Below are 11,546 nucleotides of genomic sequence, written 5' to 3'. Positions count from 1 at the left end.
CCTAGCGCACCGAGGGGCGCTCCGACGGCCAAGGCCGTTACGACCCCTCCGGCACGCTCTCCCTAATAACGGGCTTGGTCAGCCGTCTGGAGGGGCGCTTCGGCGCCCCTTTTGGCTTTTAAACTCTAAATCCGACGTGCTTGCCGTCCGGCAGTTCGACATCCAGCCGCAACGTTCCGCCCATCGCTTCCACATAGCGCTTCAATGTCGATATTTTCAGTTCATTGCCACGCTGCTCTATCGCCGCGACGGAAGGCTGGGAGATACCCAGATTATTCGCCAGTTCCTGTTGTGAGATATTCAGCGCCTCACGCAACTGGTACAGCCGTGTTTCCAGCCACATTTCTTGCGCCATTTCTTCGATTCGTTGCAGACTCTCCGGGGTACGCGAGGCTAGCATGTCTTTTAAAGTACCCATTGAATTATCCCTCGGTATGGGCTTATTCCACTGCATCAAATTATAGACCGTAGCCTATATCCGCAATACCCAGATTGGTTGCGCCAGAGTATCAGCGGCCAAACAGCCCGTCGGCTTCCTGAACCACCGCCTTTTGGGTCGCCCGCTGGTAGAGGCACAGCTCCTTGCCCGGCTTGTTCTTCATAAACGGCTGCGGGTAGCGCCCGCCGATCAACAGCGCCGAGTAGCCGACGTCGTCATCATAATGAATGATCGCCCCGACGGCTTTGGCCGCTTTCAACCCGCTGGCCTTCAGGCAGGCAGCCTGCAGCGCTTTATCGCCCTTGGCCCAGGCCGCTTCGGACGAGGCTGCCGCATTGAAGGTGGTGATGACGGCGGCAAATACGATAATGACTCTGAGCATGGCTCTCTCCGACTTGTTTTATTCTCCGCAGTATATGCAGCCTTTTATTATTCAGCCATTGGGCCGCCGCGTATTATTTACAGCTTTTTTATTCTGGGCGGAAATAAAGTTACGGCGTTTTTACAGACAGTTTTCAGGGGCGCGGATAACATCATTACATCGCCGCAATGGCCTCACGAGACGGATGCCTCATGTGTTTATACCCTGCCTTGTTTATTACTGAACCCGCGTTTTTCATTAAGCTCGGGGGCCGCCATGTATTCTAATATTATTGGTTTCAACCCTCTGCTGGCGGATATTCCCGCCTCGCGGTCGCGCTCGCGCTCGTTTCGCAAAGAAGTCGAACAGTATTTACAGCGCTACCCGCAGACCGAACACGTCGATATTTATCTCAACGATCTGAATGGCCAGTTTCGCGGCAAGCGGCTGCCGGTTGCCGAACTGTTTTCGCTGGATAAGGGCTGCTATTTCCCGTTGTCGATTTACGCCATGGATCTCGGCGGGCGAGTGATCGAAGAAAGCGGACTGGGCCAGCAGGCGGGCGAACCGGATCGCTTGTGCCTGCCGGTGCCCGGCACGCTGCGGCCCTGCGCCCGCGATCCGCAACGCCATGCTCAACTGCTGCTGACGATGCAAAATGCCGATGGCGACGCCTGCGAGCTGGAACCGCGCGTGGTGCTGCAACAGGTGCTCGGGCGCTTGCATGCCAAAGGCTATTACCCGGTGGTGGCGGCCGAGCTGGAGTTTTATCTGCACGATCCGCAGCAGCAGCCCGCCGGGGCCAACCCCTGCCCAACGCAGAGTTTTTCTGTCGATGCCCCGGAGCGCCACCATGCGCTGCTCAATGAGATTGAGCAGCAGGCCCGGCTGCAGGCGCTGCCGCTGACGGGGATCGTGGCCGAGGCCGCCTCCGGCCAGTATGAGTTGAACCTGCACCACAGTGCGCGGGTGCTGGAAGCCTGCGACCAGGTGCTGGCCCTGAAACGGCTGACGCGCCAGATGGCGGAAAAACACCACCAGCACGCCTGCTTTATGGCTAAGCCCTGCGCGCAGGCCGCCGGCAGCGGTCTGCATTTTCATATCAGCCTGCAGGATGAACAGGGCCACAACCTGTTGGCCGGCACACCGGGTGAACTGAGCGCCGCCATGACGCAGGCGATCGCCGGGATGCTGGCGCTGATGCCGGCCTCGATGGCGATATTCGCGCCGAACATCAATGCGTTCCGCCGTTTCCGCCCAGGCATGCACGTGCCGCTGCGTGCCTCCTGGGGCCACAACAACCGCACGGTGGCGCTGCGTCTGCCCTGCGCCGACAGCGCCAACCAGCGGATCGAATACCGGTTGGCCGGCGCCGACGCCAACCCTTATCTGGCGGTGGCGGCGATGCTGAGCGGCATGCTGTACGGGCTGGAACACCCACTGCCGCTGCCCCCGGCGGCCTGCGGCAACGGGTATGAAAACGACGACGCGGCGGCGCTGCCGCTTAACCAGCAAGAAGCGCTAACGCTGTTCCGGCAAAGCCTGCCGTTGCGCGAAACGCTCGGCCCGGCGTTTACCGCGCTGTGGCACACCTGCAAAACCGCCGAATTGCGCCGTTTCGAAGAACAGGTCACCGAGGCGGAAATAAGCTGGATGCTGTAACGCCGTGGTTTCTCCCCGGTGACGACCTTATTTATTGGCAATGCACAGAGGACGACGATGAAGCATCAACCTCGGTCGGTAATAGCCGACAATAATAATCAGCCGAACGCAGTAAATGATGGGCCGCTATTCACCTGGCATAAAGGCGCATTGACGATCAGTACCGATCGCCGGCTATTGGACATCGATTTTATTCATCACTTTCTCCGTCATTCGCACTGGGCGCAGGGGATCGACCGCGCCACGCTGGAGCACGCCATTCGCCACAGTCTGTGCTTCGGCCTGTACCGCAAAAAACGCCAGATCGGTTTTGCCCGGGTGGTGACGGACCATGCCACCTTCGCCTGGTTGAGCGACGTATTCATCACGGCCGAATACCGCGGCAACGGGCTGGGGCAATGGCTGATGCACAGTTGCCTGGAACATCCGCTCATGAGCGGGCTGCACCGTATCATGCTCTACGCCAGCCAGGCGCCGTGGCTGTACGCCAAGGTGGGCTATGAACCGATCAACCAGCCAGACAGGGTGTGGACCATCACGCAGCCCGCGATTGATCAACCCTGCGGCGCACTCAATATCCCCCAGTCCGTGCACTGAGTAAGGAAAACACCATGTCCCGTTTGGTTTTGATCTCGAACAAGCAGTGTGACAGCAAGGATCTGGCCTGCGCCACGCAGGCCCTTTCGCCCGACGGCGCAAATGAGGCGGATCGGGGATTGTGGCTGGGCTGGAACGGCGACGTGCAGAACTTTGGCGAGCGCCCGGTTTGCTATCGGCACAATGCCGGTTATGAACAGGTGACTTTCCCGCTGTCTGTCGACGAGTTTTGCCGCCACTATCAGGGCTATTATCACGATGGGCTGTGGCCGGTGTTCCACAACCAGCCGGAGAAAGCGCATTTCACGCCGGAGAATTACCGGGCTTACCGGCAGCTCAACCTGCACTTCGCCGACATCGCCTGCGAATATGTTTGCCCAAGCGACATCATCTGCATCGATGATTACCAGTTGCTGCCCTGCGGCCAGGCGCTGAAGGAACAGGGGTTGCTGAACCCGTGCGCGTTCTTCTTCCACCTGCCGTTCCCGTCGGCGGCGCTGCTCAGGCAGATCCCCGAGCACCGCGGGTTAATCGAGTCGCTGTTTTTCTACGATCTAATCGGCTTTCAAACGCTCGATGACCGCAATAACTTCCTCAGCTATCTGGCCAACGAATACCCGCTGGAGATGCTGCCCGACGACCAGTTGCAGGTTAACGGGCACATCTTCGCCACCGGCCTCTTCCCGGCCGGGATCAACGCCAGAAAGATTTACTGATTCAGGCTGCCGCCCGCTGGCGTTCCAGTTCACGCACCAGCGGGATCACTTCTCTGCCGAAGAACTCCACCTCTTCCTGGAAATGCAGGAACGCCAGCAGCATCAGGTTCACCCCGGCGTCTTTCAGCGCGATGATGCGCTCGGCGATCTGCTGCGGGGTGCCGATCAGGTTGGTTTTAAAGCCGTCGTTATACTGCACCAGATCCTCGAAGCTGGATTTGGCCCAGTTGCCTTCGCCCTCCGGCGAGGCCGCCCCGGCGTTCTTCACCTCGTGTTCGAAGCCTTTTACCGCCGCCGGGTTGGCGTTGTCGATGATCTCCTGCAACACCGCCTGCGCCGCCTGCTCGGTATCACGCGCAATGACAAAACCGTTCACCCCGACCTTCACGCGGTGGTGATTGGCCGTCGCCTTGGTCTGGAGATCGTCCACCTGCTGCTTGATGCCCTCGATGCTGTTGCCGTTGGTGAAATACCAGTCCGACACCCGCGCCGCCATGTCGCGCGCCGCCCGCGAGCTGCCGCCCTGGAAAATCTCCGGCAGCGGATCCAGCGGTTTGGGTTTGAGCGAGTAATCGCGGTAGCGATAAAAATCGCCGGCGAAGGTAAAGCTGGGCTCGGTCCAGATGCCGCGCAGGCAGCGGATAAACTCTTCCGAACGCAGGTAGCGCTCCTCGTGATCCAGCCAGGGCTCGCCGATGGCCTTGAACTCGCCGCGGAACCAGCCGCTGACGATATTGACCGCAATGCGCGCATCGGACAGGTGGCTGATGGTGGCGATCTGCTTGGCCGCCAGCGTGGGGTTCCACGGCCCCGGCAGCAGCGCGGCGATCACCTTGAGCCTTGAGGTGGAATCCAGCAGCGCCTGCGAGAACGCTACCGATTCATGCTGATTATCCGCCCCGTAACCGGCGGTGAAGCGGATTTGGGTCAGCGCATAATCGAAACCGGCACGCTCGGCGATTTGCGCCAGCTTGCGGTTGTAGCCGATGTCCCAGCCGGTACGCTGCGGGATGTTGCTGATCACCAGCCCACCGGATACGTTCGGCACCCAGTAGGCAAACTGGATGGGCTGCTGCTCGTTCGATTTGGACATGCTTCCTCTCCTTTTTCTGAATGTCGGTACCGTTATGCGGCGTTTATATAACCATTATTGATTTATAGATATTGAATTACGCAATTTGGTTATAAACCGATTAGCAGGATGCGTGCCAACCGCCTGATCATTCGATCTAATTGAAAAATAAAAGGTTAGCGAGATAAGTAAAACGGAACCTGTTGCATTGGCAACAGCGGCTGTCGGGTGAGTGTTGCCCATGCAGCAGCGAGCGATGCTCTCCACAGCTGTACGAAATATAAGCTATCTTGATTGAACGCCCCTTCCGGCGTGTTGATAGAGGACAGCGCCATGCCAGACCATAACTATCGCCCGCCGACCACCGACCAACTGGATCAATTGCTCCAACAAGCCAGCGCCGACCAGACCGAGCCTTTCCCCGATGGGGTGGGTATTGCCATCTGTTGGGACGGCGGCGATTTCCCCGACCCCGGCGGGATTTACCGGTACGGCAATCTGCGCGATTGGGATAACCATTCCATGGCATTCACCGATGACGTGCTGTTTAAAATAGCGTCCTGCAGCAAGACCTTTACCGCCACCGCCTACGCCATGGCCCTGCAAAAAGACATGATTGATGACGACACCACCGTCGGGGACATGGTGCGTCCTTCCACCCTCGGCAGCAATTATCTTGATATTCCCCTGCGCAGCCTGGTGAATTACACCTCGGGTTTTCCGGCCGATAATGTGCCGGGATCCGGCACCCTGCCGACGCCCTTTCCTGTCCCTTATGAGGTTGACGAGATGTTCGGATTCCTGCGCGGCAATCCCTTTGAACCCGAAGGAACCACGGAGCGTTATGCCTACTCGAATCTGGCTTTCTCTTTGCTGGGCTGGCTGCTGGCCGAAAAAATCGGCCATGCCAAATTTGCGCAGCTCATCGACAGCTGGATTTTCCGCCCATTGGGGATGAACGATTCGCAGTACAGCCCGCCGTATATCAAGGGCATGCTCTCTACCGAGCCTAAACCGCCCGCTGCACCGAAAATGCTCCCTCGTTGCTATACCTATAGCGCTGGCGACAATGGCAATGACGGCACCTACGAGCTCGCATCGCCCAGTTCCCACAACTTCGACGCGTACTACGGCGGTGGCGGCGTGATGACCTCGCCACGGGATATGCTGCAATGGCTGAGATTTAATCTGGGCCTGAATAAGAACCTGCCGGATAGCGAAATCCTGCTGCAAAAACTCCATACGCCCACAACCGGCGTCACCGCCGGTACCTCACAGCTGTGCATGGGATGGTTCATGACCCCGGCATCCGCTCTGTCACCGGCAATGCTCTATAAGGATGGCGACTTGGCGGGCGCCAACAGCTATCTGTTGCTGATAGCCAGCGACGCCCCCGGGCAAATCGCTTCTCCTGCTGGAGTTGGCGTAATGGTGAACGTTGAGGGGTTGACGGTGAATGGCACCACTCTTGCCACCTGGCTCGCCAAAAAAGTGATGGCGAAAATGAGCGGCGAGGAAACGCCCCCCGTTTGACTCAACCCAGTAAGCTGCTGCATACGGCATCGGCTGCGCCCGATGCCGTTCACCCCGAACACGGCCCCAACCGCTCACCTGCCCATTTCAACCGTTCACCCAGCGCAGGGAACCGCTGACTGAAATTCACATGTCTTCCCCTCTCCAGACCCTTGATGATGAGCTGTTGCCAAACCTACGGCGCCACCGTTATTCGCACCCGGGCCACGCGCCTGAAACATCTTATAAGCGGATTAACTCACTCATTTTTTTGCAGATTAGAATATTAAGGACACCTCATGAACCGAGAGGGGATTTTAAAACACATTCCGTGGATGCTACTGGGGATACTCGGTGCATCCTGCCTGGGCGTGGTTGCGCTGCGCCGTGGCGAAAACATCAGTGCGCTGTGGATCATCGTCGCGTCGGTGGCGGTGTATCTGGTGGCGTACCGGTATTACAGCCTGTATATCGCCACCAAAGTGATGAAGCTGGACGCCTTCCGCGCCACCCCGGCGGTGGTCAACAACGACGGCCTGAACTACGTGCCGACCAACAAGAACGTGCTGTTCGGCCACCACTTCGCCGCCATTGCCGGCGCAGGCCCGCTGGTCGGCCCAGTGCTGGCGGCGCAGGTCGGTTACCTGCCCGGCACGCTGTGGCTGCTGGGCGGCGTGGTGCTGGCGGGGGCGGTGCAGGACTTTATGGTGCTGTTCATCTCCTCGCGCCGCAACGGCGCTTCGCTCGGCGAGATCATCAAAAAGGAAATGGGCCCGGTGCCGGGCACCATCGCGCTGTTCGGCTGCTTCCTGATCATGATCATTATCCTGGCGGTGCTGGCCCTGATCGTGGTGAAAGCCCTGGCGGAAAGCCCGTGGGGCGTGTTCACCGTCTGCGCCACCGTGCCGATCGCGCTGTTTATGGGCATTTACATGCGCTTCCTGCGCCCTGGCCGGGTGGGTGAAGTGTCGGTGATTGGCATTGTGCTGCTGGTGGCGTCCATCTGGTTCGGCGGCGTGATCGCCCAGGACCCGTACTGGGGCCCGGCGCTGACCTTTAAAGACACCACCATCACCTTCACGCTGATTGGCTATGCGTTCGTCTCCGCCCTGCTGCCGGTGTGGCTGATCCTGGCGCCGCGCGACTATCTGGCCACCTTCCTGAAGATTGGCGTGATTGTCGGGCTGGCGATTGGCATCGTGATCCTCAACCCCGAGCTGAAAATGCCGGCGGTGACACAGTTTGTCGACGGCACCGGCCCGGTGTGGAAAGGCTCGGTGTTCCCGTTCCTGTTCATCACCATCGCCTGCGGCGCGGTTTCCGGCTTCCATGCGTTGATCGCATCCGGCACCACGCCGAAGCTGCTGGCCAATGAAAAAGACGCGCGCTTTATCGGTTACGGCGCGATGCTGATGGAATCCTTCGTCGCCATCATGGCGCTGGTGGCGGCTTCGATCATCGAACCGGGCCTGTACTTCGCCATGAACACCCCACCGGCGGCATTGGGCATCACCATGCCGGACCTGCACCGTTTGGGCACCGAAGACGCGCCGATGATCATGGCGTCGCTCAAAGACGTGACCGCCCACGCGGCAGCGACCGTCAGCTCCTGGGGCTTCGTCATCAGCCCGGAACAGATCCTGCAAACCGCCAAGGACATCGGCGAACCTTCGGTACTGAACCGCGCCGGTGGCGCGCCAACGCTGGCGGTGGGCATCGCCCACGTGTTCCACCAGATCATCCCTGGCGCCAACATGGGCTTCTGGTATCACTTCGGCATTCTGTTCGAGGCGCTGTTCATCCTGACCGCGCTGGACGCCGGCACCCGTTCCGGCCGCTTTATGCTGCAGGACTTGCTGGGTAACTTTGCGCCCTTCCTGAAAAAAACCGACTCGCTGGTGGCCGGTATCGTCGGCACCGCCGGTTGCGTGGGCCTGTGGGGCTACCTGCTGTACCAAGGGGTGGTCGATCCGCTCGGCGGCGTGAAGAGCCTGTGGCCGCTGTTCGGCATCTCCAACCAGATGCTGGCGGCCGTAGCGCTGGTGTTGGGCACCGTGGTGCTGATCAAGATGAAGCGCACCCAATACATTTGGGTCACCGTGCTGCCGGCGGTGTGGTTGCTGATCTGCACCACCTATGCGCTGGGCCTGAAGCTGTTTAGCGACAACCCGCAGTTGGAAGGCTTCTTCTTCCAGGCCGGCGAGTACAAACGCAAAATCGCCGAGGGCGGTGCCGAGCTGAGCGCCCAGCAGGTAGCCAACATGCAGCATATCGTGGTGAACAACTACACCAACGCCGGGCTGAGCATTCTGTTCCTGCTGGTGGTGTACAGCATCATCTTCTACGGGGTGAAAACCGCGATGGCGGCGTATAAAAACCCGAACCGCAGCGACCAGGAAACGCCGTACGTGCCGGTACCCGAAGAAGCGCCATCCCACGGCGTAACTGAGGGGGACGTCAAAGTTTCGCCGCAGCACTGATGGTGATTTAACGGATACCCTGCATAATGAAATCAGTTATGCAGGGTAATTTTTTTGGGAGAAGGCCATGTTCGGAAATCTCGGCCAGGCGGGGAAATATCTCGGGCAGGCGGCGCGCATGTTGGTGGGCGTGCCTGACTACGATACCTACGTCCAGCACATGAAAGACAACCACCCGGACAAGCCGGTGATGACCTATAAAGAGTTTTTCCGCGAACGCCAGCAGGCCCGCTACGGCGGCGACGGCAAAGGCGGTATGCGCTGCTGCTGATTTGAGTCAATAAGGACCCGACATGAAACCCATCGCCGTCACCATTTTGACCGGCTTTTTGGGCGCAGGCAAAACCACCCTGCTGCGCCATATTCTGAACGCCGACCACGGCTACAAGATTGCGGTTATCGAAAACGAATTCGGCGAAGTGCCGATCGACAATGCGCTGATTGGCGACCGCGCCAGCCGCATCACCACCCTGAGCAACGGCTGCATCTGTTGCAGCAAAGCCAACGAGCTGGCAGACGCGCTGCTGGATCTGCTGGACGGCGTAGACGGCGGCCAGTTGGAATTCGACCGGCTGATCATCGAATGCACCGGCATGGCCGACCCCGGCCCGATCACCCAGACCTTTTTCTCGCACGAGCTCATTTGCGAACGTTTCCTGCTGGACGGCATCATCACGCTGGTGGACGCCGCGCACGCCGACCAACAACTGAACCAGTTCAGCATCGCGCAGGCACAGGTGGGCTACGCCGACCGCATTCTGCTGACCAAAACCGACGTAGCGCCGGACTGCGAGGCGCTGATCCAACGCCTGCAACTGATGAACGCCCGCGCGCCGGTTTACACCGTGACGCACGGCGATATCGACCTGAGCCTGCTGTTCGGCATCGAAGGTTTTACGCTCAACGACAGGCTGAACCTGACGCCGCCCGCCCCGCTGTTCCGCCGTATTCCGCAGCCGCAGAACGACATCCGGTCGATCGTGGTGTATCACGACCAGCCGCTGGAACTGATGCAGATTTCCGAAGTGATGGAAGGCCTGCTGCTGGAATACGCCGACAGCCTGCTGCGCTACAAGGGCATTTTGTCGATCAGGGACGAACCGCGCCGGCTGCTGTTCCAGGGCGTGCAACGGCTGTATAACGCCGACTGGGACCGCGAGTGGCTGCCTGAGGAAGAACGGCGCAGTACGCTGGTGTTTATTGGCGTGGATTTGCCGGAGGAGGAGATCCGAGGACGGTTTGCCGCGTTGGGTTGAGAGTGAAAAGCCGCATTAATGGGTGCAACCTAAAGAACTGCGCCTGATAGTGCTACAGGCGGGAGCCATACAGAACGCCGACACGCCGTGAACCCCTGCGCTCAAGGGGCGGCTAACCTGCAATGGCTCCCACCCGCCTCAAGCTTAGGGTGCAGCGGTAGTAAACTCAGTTAATCACCCCGCAGTCATTCTGCTTTCGTCAATTAACAGTTGGCGAACCCATGCTTACCCGAAGGTTACGCCTGCTCGCTATGGCGTTTACCCAATGTGGCGGTGCGTTCGCCGCGCACCACGGTCCACGCCAGCAGCAGCGCGCAGGCGCTGCTCGCCATCAGCACGATGCCCGGCCGCTGCGCCAACCCGGCCAACACCAGCCCCGCCGCCAGCATCAGGTAATACAGCAGGCCAAGGATTGCGCCCGCAGTGCCCATGCAATCCTTATAATTCCGCAGCGCCCGCGCCAGAATATTGGGGATCGCGATGCCGTAGGCCATCACCACCAGCATCATCGGCAGCACGAACCACAGCTTATCCTCCAACAGGAACACCAGGCCGCCGCCGATCAGCGCCAATACGCAGGCCAGTATCAGCAACGGCGTAAACAGCCACTGTTTGGCGATGAGAAACTTGTTGATGGCCGCGCCGATCCCTACGCCGGCGGCCAGCACCAACCCGGTATAACCAAACCACTGCGGCGGAATGCCCAGCGTTTCAAACCGAAACGGCGCCAGTTGGTAATAGCTGAACATGCAGACGTTGAACAGAGCCACCAGCCATGCGCTGCGCCAGATATCGCCGTCTTTCGCCATGCGGCCAAACGTGCCGAAGAAAGAACTTTTCACCACCTGCGCCGGGCGCGTTTCCGGCAACTGCCATGCGGCATAGGCCAGCAGCAAGGCGGCCAACGCCGCCAGCCCGGCGAACACCCCCTGATAGCCCCAGTAATGGGTCAACAGGGCGCCGCTCAGCACCCCCACCGCGGGGCTGACCGCCATCGCAATCCCCATCACGGAAAACACCCGCGCCAGCTCATAGCCGTCGAACCGGTCGCGAATGGCGGTCTGAGTGCCTACGGAGCCCACCGCCGCGCCAAACGCCGCCAGCACCCTGGCCGCCAACAGCAGGGTAAAGCCGGTACTGAAGATGGCGATGATCGACGCCAGCAGATACAGCGCCAAACCGGCCAAAATGGTGGGGCGCCGGCCGATCACGTCACACAAACGGCCCCAAACGACGACCCCGAATGCAAAAGCGAAAAAGTAACAGGACAGGGTTTGCGCCGCGACCTCCGCGCTGACGTGAAAACCGTCGGCAATGTGCGTGAGCGCCGGGCTATAGATCGTTTCCACAATCTGGGGAAACATCATCATCAGTGTCGCCAGGGTGAGGGTCAGTCCGCGTTGCACGATACATCCCGTCTCCAAAAAGAAAGTAGGCCACAAAGTAGCACC

At 59.7% G+C, this 11,546-nt stretch carries 11 protein-coding genes; 7 read left to right on the top strand and 4 right to left on the bottom strand.

What is annotated here, in order from left to right:
• Positions 1-118 precede the first annotated feature (118 nt).
• Entirely contained in the window at positions 119-418 is a 300-nt protein-coding gene (locus ACTJJ1_RS12000) for a helix-turn-helix domain-containing protein (RefSeq protein ID WP_020438386.1), read from the bottom strand.
• Positions 419-509: 91 nt separating this feature from the next.
• Complete coding sequence (locus ACTJJ1_RS11995) at positions 510-821, bottom strand: hypothetical protein (protein WP_440833822.1); 312 nt, start codon at positions 819-821, stop codon at positions 510-512.
• Between the two features lie 255 nt (positions 822-1,076).
• On the opposite strand from ACTJJ1_RS11995, the gene ACTJJ1_RS11990 reads away from it, so the two are divergent.
• Genes ACTJJ1_RS11990 through ACTJJ1_RS11980 form a run of 3 tightly spaced genes read left to right on the top strand, consistent with a single transcriptional unit; the run spans position 1,077 to position 3,775 of the window.
• Positions 1,077-2,462, top strand: coding sequence for a glutamine synthetase family protein (locus ACTJJ1_RS11990; RefSeq protein ID WP_440833820.1), 1,386 nt, complete (start codon positions 1,077-1,079; stop codon positions 2,460-2,462).
• Between the two features lie 57 nt (positions 2,463-2,519).
• Positions 2,520-3,059, top strand: a complete 540-nt coding sequence (locus ACTJJ1_RS11985; protein WP_020438382.1) for a GNAT family N-acetyltransferase — start codon at positions 2,520-2,522, stop codon at positions 3,057-3,059.
• Between the two features lie 14 nt (positions 3,060-3,073).
• Complete coding sequence (locus ACTJJ1_RS11980) at positions 3,074-3,775, top strand: trehalose-6-phosphate synthase (RefSeq protein ID WP_006323392.1); 702 nt, start codon at positions 3,074-3,076, stop codon at positions 3,773-3,775.
• A gap of 1 nt (position 3,776) precedes the next feature.
• On the opposite strand, the gene sfnG is transcribed toward ACTJJ1_RS11980, so the two are convergent.
• Positions 3,777-4,868, bottom strand: a complete 1,092-nt coding sequence (gene sfnG / locus ACTJJ1_RS11975; RefSeq protein ID WP_440833817.1) for a dimethylsulfone monooxygenase SfnG — start codon at positions 4,866-4,868, stop codon at positions 3,777-3,779.
• Positions 4,869-5,180: 312 nt separating this feature from the next.
• Between sfnG and ACTJJ1_RS11970 the strand changes: the two genes are divergently transcribed.
• The 4 genes from ACTJJ1_RS11970 to yjiA all read left to right on the top strand — a co-directional run bounded on the left by ACTJJ1_RS11970 (position 5,181) and on the right by yjiA (position 10,095).
• Entirely contained in the window at positions 5,181-6,380 is a 1,200-nt protein-coding gene (locus tag ACTJJ1_RS11970; protein WP_440833815.1) for a serine hydrolase domain-containing protein, read from the top strand.
• A 278-nt stretch (positions 6,381-6,658) separates the two neighbouring features.
• Positions 6,659-8,839 (top strand): carbon starvation CstA family protein, encoded by a 2,181-nt coding sequence (locus ACTJJ1_RS11965; RefSeq protein ID WP_013811350.1) that lies wholly within the window; start codon positions 6,659-6,661, stop codon positions 8,837-8,839.
• Between the two features lie 67 nt (positions 8,840-8,906).
• Positions 8,907-9,110: a YbdD/YjiX family protein gene (locus tag ACTJJ1_RS11960; protein ID WP_004953088.1), complete on the top strand. Its 204-nt coding sequence runs from the start codon at positions 8,907-8,909 to the stop codon at positions 9,108-9,110.
• Positions 9,111-9,132: 22 nt separating this feature from the next.
• A complete protein-coding gene (gene yjiA, locus ACTJJ1_RS11955) occupies positions 9,133-10,095 on the top strand; it encodes a GTPase (protein WP_440833812.1) in 963 nt (320 codons plus the stop codon).
• 236 nt (positions 10,096-10,331) lie between these two features.
• Here yjiA and ACTJJ1_RS11950 read toward each other — a convergent pair whose 3' ends face one another.
• Complete coding sequence (locus ACTJJ1_RS11950; protein WP_440833810.1) at positions 10,332-11,501, bottom strand: MFS transporter; 1,170 nt, start codon at positions 11,499-11,501, stop codon at positions 10,332-10,334.
• Positions 11,502-11,546 lie beyond the last annotated feature (45 nt).

Source organism: Serratia sp. 22264, assembly GCF_052045345.1.
Taxonomy (GTDB): domain Bacteria; phylum Pseudomonadota; class Gammaproteobacteria; order Enterobacterales; family Enterobacteriaceae; genus Serratia; species Serratia plymuthica.
The sequence above is the reverse complement of the archived record's forward strand: the minus strand, read 5'-3'. Positions and strand labels throughout refer to the sequence as shown.

Coding starts and splice junctions, on each gene's coding strand:
- ACTJJ1_RS12000 (WP_020438386.1), bottom strand. CDS start 418: ATGGGTACTTTAAAAGACATGCTAGCCTCGCGTACCCCGGAGAGTCTG.
- ACTJJ1_RS11995 (WP_440833822.1), bottom strand. CDS start 821: ATGCTCAGAGTCATTATCGTATTTGCCGCCGTCATCACCACCTTCAAT.
- ACTJJ1_RS11990 (WP_440833820.1), top strand. CDS start 1,077: ATGTATTCTAATATTATTGGTTTCAACCCTCTGCTGGCGGATATTCCC.
- ACTJJ1_RS11985 (WP_020438382.1), top strand. CDS start 2,520: ATGAAGCATCAACCTCGGTCGGTAATAGCCGACAATAATAATCAGCCG.
- ACTJJ1_RS11980 (WP_006323392.1), top strand. CDS start 3,074: ATGTCCCGTTTGGTTTTGATCTCGAACAAGCAGTGTGACAGCAAGGAT.
- sfnG (WP_440833817.1), bottom strand. CDS start 4,868: ATGTCCAAATCGAACGAGCAGCAGCCCATCCAGTTTGCCTACTGGGTG.
- ACTJJ1_RS11970 (WP_440833815.1), top strand. CDS start 5,181: ATGCCAGACCATAACTATCGCCCGCCGACCACCGACCAACTGGATCAA.
- ACTJJ1_RS11965 (WP_013811350.1), top strand. CDS start 6,659: ATGAACCGAGAGGGGATTTTAAAACACATTCCGTGGATGCTACTGGGG.
- ACTJJ1_RS11960 (WP_004953088.1), top strand. CDS start 8,907: ATGTTCGGAAATCTCGGCCAGGCGGGGAAATATCTCGGGCAGGCGGCG.
- yjiA (WP_440833812.1), top strand. CDS start 9,133: ATGAAACCCATCGCCGTCACCATTTTGACCGGCTTTTTGGGCGCAGGC.